Consider the following 18,388-nt stretch of genomic DNA (forward strand, 5'->3'; position numbering starts at 1 on the left):
GATATAACATTAAAATGCGAGGTTTCATGGACAACAGACTTCCGGTCACGGTGCTCTCCGGCTTTCTCGGCGCCGGCAAGACGACGCTGCTGAACTACGTGCTTGCCAATCGCGACGGCATCCGCGTCGCCGTCATCGTCAACGACATGAGCGAGGTGAATATCGACGCCGCCCTGGTGCGCGACGGCGGCGCCAATCTGTCTCGCACCGAGGAGCAGCTGGTCGAGATGACCAATGGCTGTATCTGCTGCACCCTGCGCGACGACCTCTTGAAAGAGGTGCGCGATCTGGCGACCCAAGGCCGCTTCGACTACCTGCTGATCGAATCCACCGGCATCGCCGAGCCCCTGCCCGTCGCCACCACCTTCGAATTCCGCGACGAGAACGGAGAAAGCCTTTCCGACGTCGCAAGGCTGGATACGATGGTGACCGTCGTCGATGCCGCCAACCTGCTCGCCGATTATGCCTCCGCCGATTTCCTCGCCGACCGCGGCGAAACGGCAGGCGATGGCGATACCAGAACCATCGTCGACCTGCTGGTCGAGCAGATCGAATTCGCCGATGTCGTGGTGCTGAACAAGATCGGCACGGCAAGCGAGACGGAACGGGATGCCGCGCGGAAAATCATCACCGTCCTCAACCCGGATGCGCAGCTGATCGAGACGGATTTCGGCAAGGTGGTGCTGAAGCAAGTGCTCGGCACCGGCCGCTTCGATATCGACAGGGCCGAGACCCACCCGCTCTGGTACAAGGAGCTGCACGGCTTCAAGGACCATGTGCCGGAAACCGAGGAATACGGCATCCGCTCCTTCGTCTACCGCGAAAAGCGGCCCTTCCATCCGGCAAAATTGCAAGCCTTTCTCGATCTGACATGGCCGGGCGTGGTGCGCGCCAAGGGCTTTTTCTGGCTGGCGACGCGGCCGCATCATGTCGGCGAGATCAGCCAGGCGGGCGCCCTCGTGCGCACCGGCAAGATGGGTCTTTGGTGGGCGGCGGTGCCGCGCGAACAATGGCCTGACGAACCGGGCTTCATGAATGCCATCGGCCCCTATCTCGACCCCGTCTGGGGCGACCGCCGCCAGGAGATCGTCTTCATCGGCGCCGACCCGATGGATGAGGCTTGGATCAGGAGAGAACTTGACGCCTGCCTCATCGAGACCGCGGTCTTCGCGCCCGATCGCTGGCGCAACCTGCCCGACCCCTTCGCCAGCTGGAGCCGCCAGGCGGCATGAAGGCGACGGCAATCAAACCCTATCGCTGCGTCTGCACGGAGTGTGAACCGCTGCGGCCGATCGAGGGGCTGCATCCGTTGATGCATGAGGGGAGTGTGAAGGTTGATGCCGGAAGACCGAAGGGGTTGCTTGGTATTATTGCAAAGAGGATGACGGCGGCACGGCGGCAAAATTAGGCGGGGCCGAGCCCCATCCACTCTCATCCCTGTGCTCGTCACAGGGATCCAGCGCGCCCAAGTCTGTGGGCGCGGATGACTCTTTTCCAAAATCACATTGAGTCAATCACCGCGCGGACACGCGGTGCCGGATTCCTGTGACGAGCACAGGAATGAGGGAGCGTGGGGAGAGCGACGACGCTGATCGGGACGGCGTTCTGCACCAGACGGTGCCTTCAGGCAAGTCACCAGCGGAAATCTCCGCACCCCTCCCAGAATCGGAAAGGGCGGCCAAAGCCGCCCTCCCATACTTCCAATCAACGACCAGCAATAATGCTGGAGATCACACCGCTGGTGATGCCGATCAGCAAGTAGTCGTTGTCGGCCCGGACCCAGCGATAGCCGCGCGGGGGAGGCGCGAGCCGGTAACGGCGGTAGTCGTTGACGTCGTGAAACCAGCGGCGCTCGTTGGCGTTGACGCGGTATCCCTTCTTCCAGTGCGGCCGCACGACCGTTTTCTCGACGATCACCTTCTTCTGCACGACGACAGGCGGACGGCGATAGTCATCAGCGCTGGCCTGGGAGACAACCATCGGGGAGAGAAGGAAGGAAGCGGAAAGGAGAGCTGCAAAAATCTTTTTCATGTCGGGTTCCTTATGTTCGGCGCAGGAGGAAACTAGGCCCGAAAAGATGAACCGAAACTGAAATGAAAATTAAAATTTCGTAATGGAATCCGATGCCTGGGGCGCAAAGCTTATATTACAGATTAGACTTATACACCCTTATCAATAACAGGGGCTGCAACTGGCACGGGGCCCCGGAAGATCCGATTCGATTTTCGGAAGGATTGGGCGCAGATTCCATTCATGGAGCGTCCTTTGCGCCTCCGATCCAGCGTTCGGCGCTTGTCGGATCATCGTGGGGGATCGCTCGATCCAACAAAGATGGAGGAAACCATGCCCGGCATCAGCATGCGCTATATCGTCGACGACGTCGACGCCGCCTTGGAATTCTACACGAAACATCTTGGCTTCTCGGTCGCTCTTCATCCCGCGCCCAGCTTTGCCATCCTGACAAGGGATGGTTTTCGTCTGCTCGTCAGCGGCACGACCGGTCCGGGCGGAGCGTCCCAGGCAATGTCCGACGGGCGAAAACCCGAACCCGGCGGATGGAATCGCATCCAGATTGAAGTCGCCGACTTGGAGGCGGAAGTTGCCACGCTGCGCCAGGCGGGCGCGCGTTTTCGCAATGAGATCGTGCAGGGCATAGGCGGTAAGCAGATCCTGCTTGAGGACCCGGCCGGAAACCCGATCGAACTCTTCGAAGCGCCGAAGAGATAAATGCGAGGCGCATCAATCATGTGTTCAACTGCGCATTCTTGCGCGCGACACCAAGAAACCGCACATATCATCTGACGACAGCCGGCATCGGCATCGCCGCTGGAAGAATGGCGACCCGTGCCTTGCTACCTCTGTCCGAGCGTGTAGTTTCGGACTCGGATCAATTCAGAGGTAGGGAAACCATGTCCGAATCCGCAGGCGGCGTCTTCGACTATGTCGGGATACTCGCCGTGCTTCTACTGGTGGCTGCTAACGGCTTCTTCGTCGCTGCGGAATTCGCGCTGGTTTCGGTCAGGCGCAGCCGTGTCACCGAACTTGCCGCGGCAGGCCGCATGAATGCCTCCGCCCTCCAGCGCGCTGTCGACAATCTCGACGCCAACCTTGCCGCCACCCAGCTTGGTATCACCATCTCGTCGCTGGCGCTGGGTTGGGTCGGCGAGCCGGCGCTTGCCCATCTGATCAAGCCTCTGGTGTCCTGGCTGCCTGGGCAATGGGCGGCAACAGGCGCGCATACGGTCGCCATCGTCATTGCCTTCGTCATCATCACGGCACTGCACATCGTGCTGGGCGAGTTGGCGCCGAAAAGCTTGGCGCTTCAGCGCAGCGAGGCCACTTCGCTTGCCGTCGTGCGTCCGCTGGGGCTCTTCCTGGTGCTGTTCAAGCCGGCGATCTTCGTTCTGAACGGCATGGGCAATCTTGTGCTGCGGGGCGTCGGCCTTCGCGCCGGAACCGGGGAATCATCGTTCCATTCGCCGCAGGAACTCAAGCTGCTGGTCGCCGAAAGCCAGGAGGCCGGCCTTCTCAACCAGGTGCAGCAGCAGCTCGTCGAGCGGGTGTTCAACATCGGCGACAGACCGATCTCCGACATCATGACCCCGCGTCTCGATATCGAATGGTTCGACGCCGACGACAGCGAGGCCGAGATCCTGAAGACCATCCGCGAATGCAGCCACGAACAATTGCTGGTCGCCCGGGGCTCGATCGACGAACCGATCGGCATGGTGTTGAAGAAGGACCTTCTCGACCAGGTTCTCGACGGCGGCAAGGTCCGGCCGATGGAGGTGATCAAGCAGCCGCTGGTGCTGCATGAGGGCACCTCGGTCGTGCGCGTGCTCGACAGTTTCAAGGCCTCGCCTGTCCGGCTCGCCATCGTCATCGATGAATATGGCAGCCTCGAGGGTATCGTCACCCAGACCGACCTGCTCGAAGCGATCGCCGGCGACCTGCCGGGATCCAACGAAGAGCCCGACATTATCGTGCGGGAAGACGGATCGCTCTTGATCGATGCGATGATGCCCGCCTTCGACGCCTTCGAACGGCTGGGCCTGCGCGATCGTCCGGATGCCGATTTCCATACGCTTGCAGGCTTCGCGCTGCACCAGCTCCAGCACATCCCCGAAGCCGGCGAAACCTTCGTTTTCGATAGCTGGCGCTTCGAAGTGCTCGATATGGACGGCATGCGCATTGACAAGATGCTGGCGACTCGCATCCCCGCGGACGGGGCGGAAGGCTAATGCATGTCGCCCGGAAGTGTGCAACGGTTCCGGACGACATACATGATATATAAAGAGCTCTAACCTGTCGCCAGCGTCCAGAGCATTCCCGCTATCGCACAGGCAAGCAACGTCGCGATCACAGACGTCTTGAACCGGAAGATCGCGATGGCGGCGGCGGCAGACAGCGCCATTGTCGCCGGCACGGCCGATTGCAGCACGGGGATATCGAGCCGCAAGCCGCCAAGGTGGACGGTCGCGACCTCGGCAAACAGCGTATGCAGGCCAAACCAGAGGACGAGGTTGAGAATGACCCCGACCACCGCCGCCGTGATCGCCGACATCGCGCCGGCGAGCGCCACATTGCCGCGCAGTTTTTCGATGAAGGGCGCACCGAGAAAGATCCAGAGGAAACAGGGTACGAACGTCACCCAAGTCGTCAGGATTGCCGCTAGCGTGGCGGCCAGCATCGGATCGAGCGAACCGGAATTGCGATAGGCGCCCATGAAGCCGACGAACTGAAGCACCATGATCAGCGGCCCCGGCGTCGTCTCGGCCATCCCGAGACCATCGAGCATCTCGCCGGGTTTCAGCCAGCCGAAACGCTGCACGGCCTCCTGCGCGACATAAGCGAGCGCGGCATAGGCACCGCCGAAGGTGACGACCGCCATCTTGCTGAAGAACAGGCCGATCTCGGTGAAAACGTCGTGTGCCCCGAAAGCCGCATAGAGGGCGGCGATCGGCGCGAGCCAGAGAGCGAGCAGCGCTGCCGACATACTGAGCGACCAACCGAGATTGGGGCGTGCATGCGGCGGTATGCCCTCGCCGAGCGCCGACTCCGCATCCGACACCATTGGCCCGCTTCCGGCCTTGTGGCCGCCGCCCGGTTTGAAGGCGGCAATGCCGAAGCGGCCGCCGAGAAAGCCCGCGATGGCGGCGGCAAGCACGATCAGCGGGAACGGCACATGGAAGAAGAAGATGGCAACGAAGGCCACAGCCGCGATCGCAAGCATGACGTTGTTTCTAAGAGCGCGGCTGCCGATGCGGATGACGGCCTGCACGACGACAGCAAGCACCGCCGCCTTCAGCCCGAAAAACAGGCCGGCGACGATGCCCACGCTGCCATAAGCGGCGTAGATATAGCTGAGACAGAGGATCGACAGGAATCCCGGCAGCACGAACAACAAACCAGCGACCAGACCACCCAGCGTGCGGTGCATCAGCCAGCCGATATAGACGGCGAGCTGTTGCGCCTCGGGGCCGGGAAGCAGCATGCAATAATTCAGCGCATGCAGGAACCGGTGCTCGCCGATCCATCGCTTCTCGTCGACGATGATCCGGTGCATGACGGCGATCTGGCCGGCCGGGCCGCCGAAACTCAAGGCGGCGACGCGCAGCCATACCTTGAAGGCCTCACCGAAGGAGACGCCGTGGTGATGCTCCTCGTCCGCATGTCTCTCCATCGTCTTGTCCGCGCGGCCGTTGTCCGTCAACTCGGCCATTTCATGCCCTCTTCTTTGGCGTAGGCCAGTTGTGGGTTTCCTCGGTCGCGTCCCGGCACCAGCGGAAGAAGGCATCGTAGAGAAGCATTCCGGCTTCGAGCTGCTCCAGATCGTCGGAAAACATCCTGGAGAGACCGAGCGATGCTGCAAGCAGGCCGGGCGCCTCGGGCGCGAGATCGAGCCTTGCGGTATCCGCCGCCCTGACAATCTGCGCCAGACGAAGAAGCGGTTCGGATGCCAGGCCGAATTCCTCGACCATCACGTCGAAGGTGCAGAGCTCACCGCGATGGCTCCAGAACACGTCTTCGATATCGAAGGAAACCGCCCCGAAGCGTTCGCCAACGGCTATAACCTCGGGCGCCGGCACGAACAGGAAGACGGCGTTCGGATCGACGAAGCGGCGGATCAGCCAGGGACAGGCGATGCGGTCGATCTTCGGCCGCGCCCGTGTCACCCAGGCGGTGCGCCCCTCCGCGTCGCGGCGCGGAAGCTTCTCCGATGGCACGGCCGCCCCGCCGGCAATCCAGGCTTCGAAGCCGCCCTCGAGGCTCTCGGCGTCGATCCCGGCATGGCGCAGATAGGCGGCCACACCGTGGCTGAGCTTGCTGCCCTTTTGACAGACCACCACGACGGTGGCGGCATTCATGCTGTCCGCCCAAGACGCAACCTCGGCATGATCGCGCCGGATCGAGCCCGGAATTAGGCGCGGATCGAGCGCGAAGTCCTCCTCGGTGCGAACGTCGACGATGCAAGGCGCGCCGGGGGTTCCGATGAGGCGGCTGAGTTTGTCGGGAGAAATTTCGAGAAATGACGGCATGACGCGTCCTCCGTTGATCGGTGTTACTGGACGCGATTCTTCAGCATGACGCCTCGTGGGATGATCGCAACCCCATGGCAAAACCATGCGCAAACAGACCCCGCCGTGTCAAGCGGGCGCTTGCATAGAACAGCGGAACGCAGCCGATTCGGGTCAGCTGCCGCCCGGAATGCCTTGATATCAACTGCTTCGCGGTCCCGGTACGGAACAAAATCCTCACTTCGGCATTATTGTTTCACCGAAAGAGGAGAAAGTACCATGACGTACGACCCCAATAATGCCAACGACCCGAACCGCCCGCTGAACCCAAATCTGGATCTGCGCACCACGCCGAGCGCGCGCAGCAATAATACGTGGGTTGTCTGGGTCGCTGCATTGGCCGTGATCGCTGTCGCTGCATTCGCCTATTCGCAGTGGAGCACCCCGGGCACATCCCCGGATACGACAGCCTCCACGACCCAATCCGAGCCGGCACCGGCGGCACCCAAGCCGATCGCTCCGACCGACAACAGCGCAACGCCCGCACCGGCACCTGCACCGGCCACTCCGCCGGCTGCGCCTGCCCAGCAGTAACCGCTGCTCGGCTAAAGGAAGCCGACCCAGTGCCGGCTTCCTTTTCTGTCGTGTGCTCTTGAATACCGGCAGAGAGAGCTTATTTTAGAGATATTGAATTTGTCTCTGATGGCTGACCACGGAGGTACTGGCAGCCGTTATCGAGACAGATCGAGGAAGGGTCGGTGCGGTTTTCGCCCGGCCTTTTTTCTTCGGTCTCAGACAGCTCTCGCAGCGGGATATTATTTGGGGATCCTGTTGTAGAAGGATTGGGGGTCGTACACGCACTGGTAGTCGAGAAGGCAAATCTTGCCGTTGGCATCCCTGACCCTTGCCGTGTCGTACTTGTCGCCGAGATTGCACCTGGCCGGAGGATAGCGAAAGCTACGGCCGCCAAAACCCATGCGCACGAAAACCGCTTTGTCTTTACGGATGATCTGCGCAAGCTCGTCGCAAGTATGATCCCTGGCATTGACCTCCACCGCATCGATGGCAAGGGCTGCGGACGGAAACAGCAGCACAAACGCCAGAACAATGCTTTTCATGAAAACTCCTGATTGTGGGAGAACGTCTTTGGCCGAACCCGCCCAAGACCATTTGCTCTACGGAAAATTATAGGGCGATGCGGGATCGAAGACGCAGGCATAGTCGAGAATGCACTGCTTTCCTTGACCATCGCGGAAACTCGTGCTGGTGCGCTTGTCGCCCATGCTGCATTGCGCCGGCGGATAGCGGAAGCTACGGCCGCCGAAGCCGACACGGACGAAGACCTTCTTGTTCTGGCGGATGATCTGCGCAATCTCACTGCAGCTATACGCGCTCGCCTTGATCTCCATCGCCCCCGCGGCGAAGGCCGGCAACGGCAGAGACAAGGCAACGACCAGAACGACGCTTCTCATGGAACCCTCCCGCTTATCAGAGAGCAAATAGGGCGCGGGGATCGACGCTGCCAGACATGCTGACGACACGAACCATGCCGCCCGGCCCGGAACAGTCTCCGGCAGGCCGGAAGATCCGGCCTGAGCTAAAATAATTCAATCCTATCAAGAGATTTGGTGGGTGATGTAGGGCTCGAACCTACGACCCGCTGATTAAGAGTCATCGGCTCTAGCCCGTTCCCTTCTCAGCCCTGTCTACGCTTGTCAACAATGTTGGCGCTACAAGGCCTTAGGAACGAGGCCAAATTTGTTGACACCGTGCAGTGACACCTATTTCTCGTCAATATTTTTGGATGTGATTTAAGCAGGTAGCTCCAAATCACGCGTGATTTGGCTGCTGACCACCGTGTGTTTTCGGGTCTAAGCACTCGACAACCGATTCGCTTGGCGTCACGCTTGTTCCATCAGCAGAGAAAGCGAGCCGGATGCCATCAGAACATTTCAGCGGTCATACCCTGACCAAAGTGAAGAACCTCGTGAAGAAAGGCGTCGCCGCGCCCGTGGTGTATCGCGACAAGGACACAACGGGATTGGCAATCAAGGTCACCAAGACCGGTGCGTCGTGGTACTACAGCACGCGCGACGCCAACCTCCAGATCGCTCCCTTCTCGTCGTTCGGGCTTGATGACCTGGGCATTCTCCGCGAGCTCGTGACCGAACTCCGGAAGGAATCCAAGAAGGGCCGGAACCTTGAAACCCTGATTCACTCCTTTGCCGCCGGCCACAGCGTCACCGACTCCAGACACCTGCACGACGTCAGCCATGGAGACGGCGTGACCTGGGAGGTGGGCCGAGACTTCTACCTCGAATGGTGCGCTGCGAACCGAAACAAGGATACTGCCAGAGGCTATCGATCTGCGTTGGGAGCCACCGCTGGACTGTCCGAGGATTTTGCACCCATTCACGGCAAGCCATTGGCGTCGATCATCACTGCAGACCTTGCGCGTGTGCGCAACAACATCATCGCGCGTGGCAAGTCCGGAGATGCGAAAGGTCAAGGCATCCGCCAAGCCGACCTGACGGTCTCTGCGATCAAGGCGGCTTTCAAGTATTTCGTCAACAACCCGAACTTTGGCGTGACCAAGAACCCTGCAACGGAGCTCTCGAAGTCATTGGAGCGGCCGACGGTGATCGAGGGCAGCGAGAAGGTACGTGCGCTGACTCAGATCGAGATTGGTGCCCTCTGGTACGCGCTAGAGGCCTGCCCGAACGAGACCGCACGGTTAGTACTGCAGCTTCAGCTACTGACCGGGCAGCGCCGATTCACCGCAACGTCAGCACGGAAGCGTGACTTCCAGGTGGACGGTGTCTATGACTGCATCTGGGGCATGGAGGATAAGGTCCATCACTGGCGCAAGATGGCGCTGCCAGCCGTCGCCACGGGTGTCGTGAAGCAAGCGTTGCGGCTGGCATCGAACCAGCCGCAGTCCGACTACCTCTTCCCAAAGCAGCGTCCCCGTAGGACCGGCGATGACATGAACAGACACATCAATGAGAGGACGGTATCCGAAGCGCTGGAAGATATGCGGAAGCCCGGCGGAATCTTCGAAAAGATGCCATTCAACGTCTCGACACATGACCTTCGCAAAGCATTCACGAGCGTCATGCGTCCCAAGATGTCGCGGTTCATGATCGCAGGGCGCCCGATGGTGCCGGATGAAGTTGAGATGATCACGCATGCGAACGAAGGCCGCGAGAGCGTGTCGCAGCTCGTCTACGACCGAAACACCTATCTCGATGTGAAGATGGAAATCCTAACGTTCTGGCAGGACTACGTCATGGAGGGCTACCGGCTCTTCTGCCAGCAGCTAGACGTGAAAGCGGCCGCGTGAGCCTGTATCAATACATCCCCAGTCGGTGACCTGCCGCCGACTGGGTGTCACTTTCAGTCGAACGGCAACTCGCTGATCGACGCGCCGTTCGACGCCGGGTCGGCCATCAACCCATCGTCGGGCAGAGTCGGCTCGGCGAGACGAGCATGCTTATCGCACAGCGTCAGAGACCGGCTCGGACTATAACGGAACCTGCCGTTACGTCCGCACTCCTCGCAGACCGACAGAGACGACAGCCGGATTTCCTCCCGGAGCCGCTCGATTTCGTTAAAGGCATCCTGCCGGGCACGGTCATAATCGATCCCGACTACGAGGTATCCGGATTTCTCCCGCGCCTCCCGGAGCCGCGCATTCCAGTCGGGCGGCATCCAGCGAAGCCGGTCGGCGACGCGCTCGAGGAGAGATTTCCACCCCGGTCGACAGGACAGCTCGACGTTCTCGTGAAGGACGTCGGCATAGCGCTCTCGAAAGCGAATGAAGCGCCGCTGGCGGAGGACCTGCTCGTATGTCCGGAGATCCTGCTCGTCGACGAGGCCGTCGTCGTCGGACCAGAAGTCCTTCTTGGGATCGAGGAATCGAACACGCGGAATGCGGTCCATCCGGTCGATGAGATCGCGAAGGTACGAAATCGAGACGCCTAGTCGGCTGGCGGCCTCGGAAAGCTCAATGAAGGCCACGGCACCCTCCCTTTTTGCTCAGCCGGTCCCATATCGACTTGAACAGTTCCATGGCCAAGTAATCCCGCTGCCTAGCCGACAGCTCTCGATGTTGATGAAGGGCACTGAAAACCCAGTCCCAGATTTCGTGGTCATCGGGTCGGCCGTCACCGCCGTATTTCAAGACGTAGCCGCGAGCAATATCGTGCATCACATCGCCCCACGTCGCGATCAGAAGCATGGTCTCCGTCTCCCAGTTATGCTCCATGCTGCATCCGCCGGCCAAGCTGGATCCAGCAAAGGTTTGTCCTCGCCCACTCGGCGTTGGGGTCAACGTGCAACAGACGGTACCATCTCCAGTCGCGGTCGATGCCGTGAAGCCAGAGGCGACCGCCGATTTCCCATAGTGGCCTGCCGTCTCGCCATACGAGTTCGACGCTATACGGGTGCAGCACGGCTTGCAGGTCCGCCGTCCGCTTGCCCGGCCCTGTCCACCAGCGTCGATGCGGCGGCGGGAACAACCGACCGTGCGACGCGCGATCGAGCATGCGACGACCCGTCTCGAATGCGCTGCGGTCGCCGCTCCGGACAAGACGATATCCGAGAAGGCGCAGGACGACATCGTCCTCGCCGGCCAAGTCGTCGACGCGAACGTCGTGAAGGACATCTCCGTGATCTCGGAGAGCGGCCGCGATGAGATCCCGCGCAGTCGGTCTGGTGACAGTCATCGCGGTGGCTCCTCGCTCGGCACCCAGGCGTCGGCCGCCGGGTCGTATTTCGCCCACATCGTCGCACCGTCGCAGTAGCTGCCGCGGTAGAGTGTGGCGTCCGGTACCGGCTCGGCGATGCGACCGTCATACTCGTCGACTGCGTGCTCGTCACAGACCGTCTTCAGCGGACCGGGATCCCACCGCCGCAGCTTGCCCGGCTTGCCGCATACCTCGCAGACATACCGGCTGCGCGCTTCGGCGAGGTCGATAATGTCGGTCCATTGTCGCTGGTCGTCCTCCGACAGCTCCTCCGGAGAAAAGATATAGAGCCGCAGGTCGCCAAGCTTTTGCTTGATCTGGCGGACTGCGTACGGCACGCCGAAGGCGTCTAGTTCGGTGAGAGCCGCATCGATCAACGGCAGCCAGCCGATCTCGCATGCGGCCGACGGAGGTCTGCCGTGCGGAGTGCGCGCCAGCGGATGCCGCTTGAACATGTCTCGGTATTTCTGGCGGTCATCCATCACGCGTCCCCTTGTTCGTCGACGCGAAGGCGCCCGAGGAGGTCATCATAGACCCAGGGAACGCCGCCGATCTGGTAACGGCGCGCACGGCGGTCAATTGGCCAGCCGCGGCGCTCGCGAGGAAGGTGGCGATGACAGAGGCAGTACACCCAAGCCGAAGGAACCCCTTCCGGCGGCTTACGGATATCGCCCATCTGTCCGCAGACTTCGCAGATGTAGCGCGACCGCTCTTCTGCGAAGATCTTGGCGTGCCGGGCGGCAGTTTGCTGCTCCTGGGGGAGACTAATCTCCTCGAGCGTGACGCGCAGGCCACCCATCTTCTGCGACAATTCCCCTACCTGAACAGATCCCGTCGGCAGCTTGCGGAGAGCTACGCACAACTGACTCACCGGCATCATCCAGCCCGAACCGATGTCGAAATACCGGCACGCGCCGAGCATGTCCGGAAACAAGGCACGGAGGCGGTCGGCGTCGATTTTAGGTATGTCCACTACCGTCATAGGCCAGCCTCCTTCCGGAAAGTGTGGGCGCAATCGGTGCAGAGAAGGCGGTCGCCGAGTTCGATTTCGGGCGAAGACAGCAAGGACTCGAGGCCGATTTTGAGGACGAGCCTGGCGGGCTGGCCGCAGTGCTCGCACGTGCGGAAAGCGGCTTCGTGAGCTTCGTGGATGATGTCCGGCACGTCCGTCGCCATGCCGTCGATGCGGACGACGAGATGACCCGCGTAGCGAGCTTCGACGGACAGCACGCGCAGACCACGGCGGTCGCGCAGACGGCCGAAGCGGGCGAACATGTTGTCCACCAGCCGCCACCAGCCCGGCCGGATACGAATGGATTCGAGCAGGGGCACAAGGTCGCCGTAGAGCAACCGGAGGCGCGCGTGCTGCTCAGCGTCGAATCCCTTGGGGAAGCGATCGATCACTTGAGCCTCCAGTTCTTCGCCAGTTCGTCGAACGTCCGCGGCGTGTAGTCGACATCGGGCATGTCCACTCCGACATCGCGGCTCAGTCCTTCTCCGGGGAGATGGCCGTGGCTGTGACCATAGAAGTGGACGGCGCCCTTCTGCTGATGCTGCCAGCTCCGCTGCGCATAGTGTGACATCACGACCCGGCGTCCGCCGTCGTCAGTGAACCGGAAGCCGGTCGGCGGCGCTTCCCACGGCAAGGACAGCAGCGTGGCGTGCGGATTTCCGTGCTTGTCGACGTCGTGGTTCCCCACGACGAGGAACTTCCGGCCGCGGAGCCGGGAGAAGATCCACCGGACGCGGTCAGCGCGCTCGTGCAGTGCCATCGCGAAGTCGCCTAGGTGATAGACGATATCCTGTTCCCCGACGACGGCGTTCCAGCGCTCGATCAGGAACTCGTCGTGTTCCTCGATCGTGCGGAAGTCACGCGGCTGCATCGTCAGAATGTTGGTGTGACCGAAGTGGGTGTCGGAAGTGTAGAACTTCTTTACGAAGGGCATCGGGAACTCCTTGGAATAGACATGCGCATGAGGTCGCCCGGCTGGGCGTGGGATCAGGCGGCTATGGCTATTCGGAGTGCCTTCATTTCAGTGTCTTCCTCGTTGTCCGGTCTACGTAGCAGGTCCCCAATCACTTGGGAGCCCGCAATCTTTTGCTTGGATCGAGATTACTCGACGAGATCTAAGATTTTGCGATCGGGTCGTCGGATGCGTGCCTCCGCAGGAGTTTGGCCTGAAGACGCGATGGGTGTTTCACATGTCCAGGATTCGACCATCGCTTTGACGACAACCTTGAGGATCGCGTCGATGCCCTCGGGATTTTCCGGAAAGCGATCGCCTTCGAGTTCTGGGAGAGTGCTGCGTGCCATGTGCCGGTCCTCGTTTTTTCAGGACCGGCAATAAGACGCCATTTCCATACGGCGTCAACAAGCCAAAACTGCCGGCGGTTTGAAAAAATAAAAGTCCGTTGACCTCTTCCGATGTGACCGAAAACATTTCGGAGCAGCCGCCCAGGTTCAACCCTCGGCGTCTTGCGAGCCGCATCGTCTCGCCAAACCATGTTCATACCGAGAGCCCAACAAGAGGCTCCGGACAACGAATTGAACCTAGGGGCATGGCATGCAGTACGACGTCCGGGTCGTTCCGCAATTCGCGGAATCCGACTTCATCGCAAGATATCAAGACGACAAGCGCCGTGCCGCCCAGGAGCAGCACCGTTCCCGGCAGAAGCGTCGTGAAGCCGATGCTCGCCGCCGCGCCGCAAGAAAGGCCGCAGGCGTCGAGGTGCACTGGCTGGATGAGCAAGAAGCGCAGCACTGGGCCGACGTCTCCCGCTACGAGCACGAGCTTGACCTCGAACGGATCAATAACGGATATGTCCGTGTCGGCGGAGGAAAGAAAATCTCCGGCTACGAGCTGGCCCCGCGCGTATCCGAAAAGGGGCTACGCAGCCGTACGTTCACCGGCAACAAGTTCATGGAGCTTTTTCCGTCGTGGCTCCCCAAGCGGGGCAAGATCCGGGCGAACTGGGGCAAGACAGTCCTCCTGACGCATACGAGTAAAGTGCGCGCGCTCGATCTTCCTGCAGTTGAAGGCCGACGCGACAGCTTGGGCTTTCTGCGTTGGGATACAGATTTCGTCTGGCCGTCCGTCGAAGCAGCCAAGGCCGCGTTCCTCAAGCTTCGCGATAAGGGCATCCCGATTCCGCATGTTCTGACCGGCCTCCTGCTGCCGACCGGCGAATACGTGCGCCCGCATGCCTTGCGGGGACTGCCGTATGGACAGTCGGTTATGGCGGACCCGACGGCCAAGGGTTTCCGCAAGGCCCCTCTGAAGCTCTACAAGGACGTCTACCTCGGAATGTGCGAAGCCATGCTCGAAGTGGGTTGCGACCCTGGCGCCCCGGCAACGACGATGCAGACCAAGAATCCTCTCAGCCCGGAACTGCACACCGTCATCCTGCAAGATGACGACTGGCGGCCATTGAGGGAGATCGCCCCATGCCTTAAACGCGGCCTCCGCCGCGACCTGCTGATCCGTGAAGCTGCCGCGGTACAGTCGAACCTGTCGATCCAGGCTTCGAACGAAATCTTCGAGACCTACCGCAGGGCCGCGCTCGAATGTCTCCGCATCTGGATGTGGAGTGGCGACCTGGCCTACACCGAGGCGATGTCCTCTCCGGACCGGGGGGCACTGCATGACCACGTCCATCAGCATTTGCAATCGATCGCCGTCTCGGCCGAGATCGATACAGACCTGACGGCCATCCAGGCAAAGGTCGCTCAGTATGCGGCCGACAACTGGGATCCTTCGAAGTCTTCGTCGAAGCGGAAGGGCGAAGGCGCCCTGCTGCATGTAGTCACCGGGATGACCAGGAAGGATTCGCAGGCGGCCGGTGGCAGGTACTCGGCTGAAATGAAGAAGCATGCGGCGATGGAGAAGATCAGAGCGGCGCTCGAAACGATGGCGACGTCCGGAGACGAGCCGCCATCGGTCAGAAGGCTCGCGAAAGCCGCAGGTGTCAGCCCTGATACCGTCCAGTCGCGGAAGAGCGAGGTCGCAGAAGTTGTCGCCTCTCTCTGGGTCGAAGGTGTACGGAATCGGTCTAATGTTAAAAAGGATCAAACATACCCGGTAGGCGAAGGAGAAGAAGAGGCTACGGCCGCGGGGAAGGCTCCCTGCGTTCGTGACACTAGCTCGGTGGATGAGGCTCTCTCGCACCAATACCCACTGCGGACGCAGATTGGGTCGGTGGACGACGATGGCCTGCCGTCACAGCGGGACGTTTCCGAGTTCATCTTCGACCCGGACGCCGAGCAAGACGAGGACTAACTCGGCCGATGTCACGTTGTGACGCATAGAGCCGTCAAGCCCTTGATCCGCCGGCGGTTTGCGCCATGCGCGGCCGCGAGCGACCGTAGTGCATCGGTATCACGTAGTGACGAAAGGAGAAGTCATGCCGCGGAAGCCCAGTACGGAAGCACAGCGCAAGCGGCACCAGGAGCGTCAGCGGAAGTATCGCGAGGGGCTGCGGGAAGCTGGGAAGCCAGAGGCAGACGTCGTCGATGCAGCGATGGCCGCAGCTCTCTGCGCAACTGCCGCAGATCAGCTCGCCGCCGAGGTAAAGGACCCAGTCCTGAAGAAACACCTCTCCGCAATCCTGAAGCGGGCCCGGCGGGATCTCATACAGCGCGGGTACGACCGGGACGCAGCGACCGCCCTCCTGCATCGGCGGCTCCACCGCGTCACAGTGTGATACCTCCATGGCGCTCGTTTCCACCCGTTACTTCCCATCTTCGAAACGCGGTTCCAAGGATTCACGGCGTGACGCCCTCCGCGGCAGGATCACTGAAGCTCTGCGGGTTCTTGCCACTGTTGCCGCAGAAGACGCTGACTATGCAAAGGCCCAGAACGGACGAGGCTTCTCAAAAAGCGACCAAGAGGGACATGCCCTGTCACAGCTCTCGGTGGACCAAGTACTAGGCGACGAGATGCTGACGATGAAGGTGCTAGGAATGGGGCGCCGCTATTCGCGACAGGCATCGACGATCTCGCAGCTCTCTCTCCTCTGAGAGGCCGGCAGACTTGAATCTTTCATGTCGGACGCCGCACCATCGTAGCATGACCACACCACCGACCGCGCCGAATCCTTGTCCTGTCTCCCCGCTTGCCGCGCGCAAGACGGATCGCCGCGCGCGGCCGGGGAGCCGCCGATAATGGTCGAGATGTCCGCAACACCCGCAAGCATCGCGGCCAGATACTCTGTCACCGAGCAAGCTGTTCAATGGCTCCTCGACAATCGCGGCTCCGGGGGCGAAGGCGACGGTGAGACCGCTGAGCTCTTGAAGAAGCTGTACAGAGCGATGGTGCTCAATGCATCGGATCACGGCACAGACGATCCTTGGGAAGATCCCTTGGTCTATACCGGTGACTTTTCGTTGCACGTGACCCTGTTCGGGTTGGATACGGCTCACGCGAAGACGTGCCAGGATGGCAAGGGCTTCTACTCGCGGGTTTTCTCCGACAGCGAGACGCGCTGGGCCGGCACTGGCAGCTACTACGCATCGAGCCTTGCGACCGACGTCTTCGGTGAAACCAGCAGCGGCTACCTTGACCGCATCAGGTCGCAGAACATGCGCAGCCTTGCTCAAGCAGTTTTCAAAACGAGCGCGAACATCGGCGCGAAAACGATCATCGACCGCATCGCCGACGTACAATCCGACGTCGATGATCTCGCCGACAACATCGAGACGGCGATCAACGGCATTCGGAACGACATCACAGCCCTGAAGAATCGCATGTCCGCAGCCGAGACAGATATCTCGAACATCCAGCAACGCCTCACGAACGGTGGCCTCTGATGCGCGACGTCCTCCTTCGCCACCGCGTGCTACTCCTGGTGCTGGTCACGGTCGCCGCCCTGGCATCCGCCGCCGGACTTCTCGCAGCACTCTCGCTGCTGGCAGTCGCGCTGGCAGTCCACGAGCACCACCTGCGCCTCCGGCTCCGGGCGAGCTTTAGGAACGCGCGCCGCATGCTGGCGGCTGAATCCCGCCGCAATGACGCCCTGGAAGACTATCTGGACGGAGTCTTGGCTGCCGCTCGAGGCGATGCCGACGAGGAACCGAAAAGGATTCTGCACTGATGTCGCCGGCACCTCTTGCGGCCGTTGGCGGCGGCGACAATCATGGATTCAACGACGTCGACGAGACGATCGTTTTCTTTCCAGAACTCAGCCCCGGCTCGCGTCCCCTACGCAGTCGGGGTTCTTTTTTTCCATGAGGTGACGGATGGCACGCGCCAACTACAATGAAAATCTCCTGACCGTCGGCTACGACATGTCATACGCGGAGCTTGAGAGTTCCCTCGACCGCATCGCGAGGAAGGCCATGCCGGATGCAGCGGCGGAGTTGTTGAACAAGGCGGCCTTCGGAATCCGCAGAGAGCTGATCGACTACACCAAGAAGATTTTCGACCGCCCAAATACATTCACTCGCAACGCCTGGGTCGTAGACAAAGCAAAGCCAACCCAGGGGCCAAAGATGTTCGCAGCGGTCAAGGCTCGACCGAAGCAAGCGGAGTATCTGCGCTTTCAGATCTTTGGCGGAAAACGCCAGACGGGTGACGCTGGCTCAGGTCCGTACGATCTGTTCGTGTACTCGGCAAAGGTCACCCAATACGGCGGCGTCGATCGCAGATATCTCAGCAAGATCTCGAAGCAAGCCAAGACCGAGCGCAACAGGCGTAAAGAACTCAGAGCCCGGCGCAAAGCCCTTGGACCCGACGCCACACCGAAGCAGCGCAAAGCTCTTCAGTGGCAGACGGTGTCGCGTGGTAAGCCAGGCACCTTTTTCGGCACAGTCTACGGCGTTAAAGGCTACTGGAAGCGTCCAGAACGCTGGGAAGGCGATCCTTGGGCCGGCGACCACGCGGAGCTTCTGTTCGGCGTGAAATCAGCGGTCTTGAATAAGCCCCTATTCGACTACAACGGTGTCGTAGCCAAGCACTTCGCCGAGCAGATGACTCCCGAGAAATGGGCGGAAGCTCTCCGCCGGGCGAAGGTCGGCCTCTCCTGAGGTAAGAACTCGGAAAGGATCCCAACATTTCCGACCGGCGTCTTTACCCACGCTTCACCGACGTCGACCATTCATCACGGACGAATTCGTGATGGGGTGTG

Annotated in this window: 25 protein-coding genes; 12 read left to right on the forward strand and 13 right to left on the reverse strand. The window is 61.0% G+C overall.

The features are described 5' to 3' along the window. The first annotated feature begins 26 nt into the window (after positions 1 to 26). Both zigA and OS035_RS24225 read left to right on the forward strand, forming a co-directional pair. On the forward strand, positions 27 to 1,232 hold the full coding sequence (gene zigA / locus OS035_RS24220; RefSeq protein ID WP_183779587.1) for a zinc metallochaperone GTPase ZigA: 1,206 nt from the start codon (positions 27 to 29) through the stop codon (positions 1,230 to 1,232). Further along, a complete protein-coding gene (locus OS035_RS24225) occupies positions 1,229 to 1,408 on the forward strand; it encodes a hypothetical protein (RefSeq protein WP_331814125.1) in 180 nt (59 codons plus the stop codon). The genes zigA and OS035_RS24225 overlap by 4 nt, the downstream gene beginning before the upstream one ends. A 296-nt stretch (positions 1,409 to 1,704) precedes the next feature. Here OS035_RS24225 and OS035_RS24230 read toward each other — a convergent pair whose 3' ends face one another. Further along, on the reverse strand, positions 1,705 to 2,031 hold the full coding sequence (locus OS035_RS24230; protein WP_183779589.1) for an RcnB family protein: 327 nt from the start codon (positions 2,029 to 2,031) through the stop codon (positions 1,705 to 1,707). A gap of 312 nt (positions 2,032 to 2,343) precedes the next feature. Here OS035_RS24230 and OS035_RS24235 point away from each other — a divergent pair, with 312 nt between their 5' ends. Both OS035_RS24235 and OS035_RS24240 read left to right on the forward strand, forming a co-directional pair. Further along, on the forward strand, positions 2,344 to 2,727 hold the full coding sequence (locus OS035_RS24235; RefSeq protein ID WP_097629375.1) for a VOC family protein: 384 nt from the start codon (positions 2,344 to 2,346) through the stop codon (positions 2,725 to 2,727). A gap of 182 nt (positions 2,728 to 2,909) precedes the next feature. Next, positions 2,910 to 4,241, forward strand: coding sequence for a hemolysin family protein (locus tag OS035_RS24240; RefSeq protein ID WP_183779591.1), 1,332 nt, complete (start codon positions 2,910 to 2,912; stop codon positions 4,239 to 4,241). Between the two features lie 59 nt (positions 4,242 to 4,300). Here the strand turns inward: OS035_RS24240 and chrA are convergent, their stop codons facing one another. Together chrA and OS035_RS24250 are read right to left on the reverse strand one after the other, a co-directional pair. Continuing rightward, positions 4,301 to 5,722, reverse strand: coding sequence for a chromate efflux transporter (gene chrA / locus OS035_RS24245; protein WP_183779593.1), 1,422 nt, complete (start codon positions 5,720 to 5,722; stop codon positions 4,301 to 4,303). A 1-nt stretch (position 5,723) separates the two neighbouring features. Further along, positions 5,724 to 6,539 carry a chromate resistance protein ChrB domain-containing protein gene (locus tag OS035_RS24250; protein WP_097629372.1) on the reverse strand — a complete coding sequence of 272 codons (816 nt, stop codon included), beginning with the start codon at positions 6,537 to 6,539 and terminating at the stop codon, positions 5,724 to 5,726. Between the two features lie 258 nt (positions 6,540 to 6,797). On the opposite strand from OS035_RS24250, the gene OS035_RS24255 reads away from it, so the two are divergent. Further along, positions 6,798 to 7,112, forward strand: a complete 315-nt coding sequence (locus tag OS035_RS24255; protein WP_012558192.1) for a hypothetical protein — start codon at positions 6,798 to 6,800, stop codon at positions 7,110 to 7,112. A 221-nt stretch (positions 7,113 to 7,333) separates the two neighbouring features. On the opposite strand, the gene OS035_RS24260 is transcribed toward OS035_RS24255, so the two are convergent. Together OS035_RS24260 and OS035_RS24265 are read right to left on the reverse strand one after the other, a co-directional pair. Continuing rightward, entirely contained in the window at positions 7,334 to 7,636 is a 303-nt protein-coding gene (locus tag OS035_RS24260; RefSeq protein WP_097629371.1) for a hypothetical protein, read from the reverse strand. A 57-nt stretch (positions 7,637 to 7,693) separates the two neighbouring features. After that, on the reverse strand, positions 7,694 to 7,990 hold the full coding sequence (locus OS035_RS24265) for a hypothetical protein (protein WP_097629370.1): 297 nt from the start codon (positions 7,988 to 7,990) through the stop codon (positions 7,694 to 7,696). A 464-nt stretch (positions 7,991 to 8,454) separates the two neighbouring features. Here OS035_RS24265 and OS035_RS24270 point away from each other — a divergent pair, with 464 nt between their 5' ends. Further along, a complete protein-coding gene (locus tag OS035_RS24270) occupies positions 8,455 to 9,861 on the forward strand; it encodes a tyrosine-type recombinase/integrase (RefSeq protein WP_331814126.1) in 1,407 nt (468 codons plus the stop codon). A 53-nt stretch (positions 9,862 to 9,914) separates the two neighbouring features. On the opposite strand, the gene OS035_RS24275 is transcribed toward OS035_RS24270, so the two are convergent. The 8 genes from OS035_RS24275 to OS035_RS24310 form a co-directional block, all read right to left on the reverse strand. Beyond that, positions 9,915 to 10,538 (reverse strand): hypothetical protein, encoded by a 624-nt coding sequence (locus OS035_RS24275; RefSeq protein ID WP_331814127.1) that lies wholly within the window; start codon positions 10,536 to 10,538, stop codon positions 9,915 to 9,917. Beyond that, positions 10,525 to 10,758, reverse strand: coding sequence for a hypothetical protein (locus tag OS035_RS24280; RefSeq protein ID WP_331814128.1), 234 nt, complete (start codon positions 10,756 to 10,758; stop codon positions 10,525 to 10,527). The genes OS035_RS24275 and OS035_RS24280 overlap by 14 nt, the downstream gene beginning before the upstream one ends. A 16-nt stretch (positions 10,759 to 10,774) precedes the next feature. Next, positions 10,775 to 11,245, reverse strand: coding sequence for a hypothetical protein (locus tag OS035_RS24285; protein WP_331814129.1), 471 nt, complete (start codon positions 11,243 to 11,245; stop codon positions 10,775 to 10,777). After that, the gene (locus OS035_RS24290; RefSeq protein ID WP_331814130.1) at positions 11,242 to 11,748 is read right to left on the reverse strand and encodes a hypothetical protein; all 507 of its coding nucleotides are present in this window, start codon (positions 11,746 to 11,748) and stop codon (positions 11,242 to 11,244) included. The genes OS035_RS24285 and OS035_RS24290 overlap by 4 nt, the downstream gene beginning before the upstream one ends. Further along, positions 11,748 to 12,248, reverse strand: a complete 501-nt coding sequence (locus OS035_RS24295) for a hypothetical protein (RefSeq protein ID WP_331814131.1) — start codon at positions 12,246 to 12,248, stop codon at positions 11,748 to 11,750. The genes OS035_RS24290 and OS035_RS24295 overlap by 1 nt, the downstream gene beginning before the upstream one ends. Then, on the reverse strand, positions 12,245 to 12,670 hold the full coding sequence (locus OS035_RS24300) for a hypothetical protein (RefSeq protein WP_331814132.1): 426 nt from the start codon (positions 12,668 to 12,670) through the stop codon (positions 12,245 to 12,247). The genes OS035_RS24295 and OS035_RS24300 overlap by 4 nt, the downstream gene beginning before the upstream one ends. Next, positions 12,667 to 13,212: a metallophosphoesterase family protein gene (locus OS035_RS24305; protein WP_331814133.1), complete on the reverse strand. Its 546-nt coding sequence runs from the start codon at positions 13,210 to 13,212 to the stop codon at positions 12,667 to 12,669. The genes OS035_RS24300 and OS035_RS24305 overlap by 4 nt, the downstream gene beginning before the upstream one ends. A 167-nt stretch (positions 13,213 to 13,379) precedes the next feature. Further along, positions 13,380 to 13,580 (reverse strand): hypothetical protein, encoded by a 201-nt coding sequence (locus tag OS035_RS24310; RefSeq protein WP_331814134.1) that lies wholly within the window; start codon positions 13,578 to 13,580, stop codon positions 13,380 to 13,382. A 250-nt stretch (positions 13,581 to 13,830) separates the two neighbouring features. Here OS035_RS24310 and OS035_RS24315 point away from each other — a divergent pair, with 250 nt between their 5' ends. The 6 genes from OS035_RS24315 to OS035_RS24340 all read left to right on the forward strand — a co-directional run bounded on the left by OS035_RS24315 (position 13,831) and on the right by OS035_RS24340 (position 18,287). After that, positions 13,831 to 15,543 (forward strand): hypothetical protein, encoded by a 1,713-nt coding sequence (locus OS035_RS24315; protein WP_331814135.1) that lies wholly within the window; start codon positions 13,831 to 13,833, stop codon positions 15,541 to 15,543. 124 nt (positions 15,544 to 15,667) lie between these two features. After that, entirely contained in the window at positions 15,668 to 15,967 is a 300-nt protein-coding gene (locus OS035_RS24320; RefSeq protein WP_331814136.1) for a hypothetical protein, read from the forward strand. A 7-nt stretch (positions 15,968 to 15,974) separates the two neighbouring features. Beyond that, complete coding sequence (locus OS035_RS24325) at positions 15,975 to 16,283, forward strand: hypothetical protein (protein WP_331814137.1); 309 nt, start codon at positions 15,975 to 15,977, stop codon at positions 16,281 to 16,283. 144 nt (positions 16,284 to 16,427) lie between these two features. Further along, positions 16,428 to 17,072 carry a hypothetical protein gene (locus OS035_RS24330; protein WP_331814138.1) on the forward strand — a complete coding sequence of 215 codons (645 nt, stop codon included), beginning with the start codon at positions 16,428 to 16,430 and terminating at the stop codon, positions 17,070 to 17,072. Beyond that, positions 17,072 to 17,356, forward strand: a complete 285-nt coding sequence (locus OS035_RS24335; protein ID WP_331814139.1) for a hypothetical protein — start codon at positions 17,072 to 17,074, stop codon at positions 17,354 to 17,356. Before OS035_RS24330 ends, OS035_RS24335 begins: the two co-directional genes overlap by 1 nt. A 145-nt stretch (positions 17,357 to 17,501) precedes the next feature. After that, positions 17,502 to 18,287 (forward strand): hypothetical protein, encoded by a 786-nt coding sequence (locus tag OS035_RS24340; RefSeq protein WP_331814140.1) that lies wholly within the window; start codon positions 17,502 to 17,504, stop codon positions 18,285 to 18,287. Positions 18,288 to 18,388 lie beyond the last annotated feature (101 nt).

Origin of the sequence: Rhizobium sp. 268, from assembly GCF_036571585.1 — a bacterium.
GTDB lineage: Bacteria > Pseudomonadota > Alphaproteobacteria > Rhizobiales > Rhizobiaceae > Rhizobium > Rhizobium redzepovicii.

Bases quoted from the DNA above. Each gene is read 5' to 3' on its own strand.
- zigA (WP_183779587.1), top strand. From the start codon at position 27: ATGGACAACAGACTTCCGGTCACGGTGCTCTCCGGCTTTCTCGGCGCC.
- OS035_RS24225 (WP_331814125.1), top strand. From the start codon at position 1,229: ATGAAGGCGACGGCAATCAAACCCTATCGCTGCGTCTGCACGGAGTGT.
- OS035_RS24230 (WP_183779589.1), bottom strand. From the start codon at position 2,031: ATGAAAAAGATTTTTGCAGCTCTCCTTTCCGCTTCCTTCCTTCTCTCC.
- OS035_RS24235 (WP_097629375.1), top strand. From the start codon at position 2,344: ATGCCCGGCATCAGCATGCGCTATATCGTCGACGACGTCGACGCCGCC.
- OS035_RS24240 (WP_183779591.1), top strand. From the start codon at position 2,910: ATGTCCGAATCCGCAGGCGGCGTCTTCGACTATGTCGGGATACTCGCC.
- chrA (WP_183779593.1), bottom strand. From the start codon at position 5,722: ATGGCCGAGTTGACGGACAACGGCCGCGCGGACAAGACGATGGAGAGA.
- OS035_RS24250 (WP_097629372.1), bottom strand. From the start codon at position 6,539: ATGCCGTCATTTCTCGAAATTTCTCCCGACAAACTCAGCCGCCTCATC.
- OS035_RS24255 (WP_012558192.1), top strand. From the start codon at position 6,798: ATGACGTACGACCCCAATAATGCCAACGACCCGAACCGCCCGCTGAAC.
- OS035_RS24260 (WP_097629371.1), bottom strand. From the start codon at position 7,636: ATGAAAAGCATTGTTCTGGCGTTTGTGCTGCTGTTTCCGTCCGCAGCC.
- OS035_RS24265 (WP_097629370.1), bottom strand. From the start codon at position 7,990: ATGAGAAGCGTCGTTCTGGTCGTTGCCTTGTCTCTGCCGTTGCCGGCC.
- OS035_RS24270 (WP_331814126.1), top strand. From the start codon at position 8,455: ATGCCATCAGAACATTTCAGCGGTCATACCCTGACCAAAGTGAAGAAC.
- OS035_RS24280 (WP_331814128.1), bottom strand. From the start codon at position 10,758: ATGCTTCTGATCGCGACGTGGGGCGATGTGATGCACGATATTGCTCGC.
- OS035_RS24285 (WP_331814129.1), bottom strand. From the start codon at position 11,245: ATGACTGTCACCAGACCGACTGCGCGGGATCTCATCGCGGCCGCTCTC.
- OS035_RS24290 (WP_331814130.1), bottom strand. From the start codon at position 11,748: ATGGATGACCGCCAGAAATACCGAGACATGTTCAAGCGGCATCCGCTG.
- OS035_RS24295 (WP_331814131.1), bottom strand. From the start codon at position 12,248: ATGACGGTAGTGGACATACCTAAAATCGACGCCGACCGCCTCCGTGCC.
- OS035_RS24305 (WP_331814133.1), bottom strand. From the start codon at position 13,212: ATGCCCTTCGTAAAGAAGTTCTACACTTCCGACACCCACTTCGGTCAC.
- OS035_RS24310 (WP_331814134.1), bottom strand. From the start codon at position 13,580: ATGGCACGCAGCACTCTCCCAGAACTCGAAGGCGATCGCTTTCCGGAA.
- OS035_RS24315 (WP_331814135.1), top strand. From the start codon at position 13,831: ATGCAGTACGACGTCCGGGTCGTTCCGCAATTCGCGGAATCCGACTTC.
- OS035_RS24320 (WP_331814136.1), top strand. From the start codon at position 15,668: ATGCCGCGGAAGCCCAGTACGGAAGCACAGCGCAAGCGGCACCAGGAG.
- OS035_RS24325 (WP_331814137.1), top strand. From the start codon at position 15,975: ATGGCGCTCGTTTCCACCCGTTACTTCCCATCTTCGAAACGCGGTTCC.
- OS035_RS24330 (WP_331814138.1), top strand. From the start codon at position 16,428: ATGGTCGAGATGTCCGCAACACCCGCAAGCATCGCGGCCAGATACTCT.
- OS035_RS24335 (WP_331814139.1), top strand. From the start codon at position 17,072: ATGCGCGACGTCCTCCTTCGCCACCGCGTGCTACTCCTGGTGCTGGTC.
- OS035_RS24340 (WP_331814140.1), top strand. From the start codon at position 17,502: ATGGCACGCGCCAACTACAATGAAAATCTCCTGACCGTCGGCTACGAC.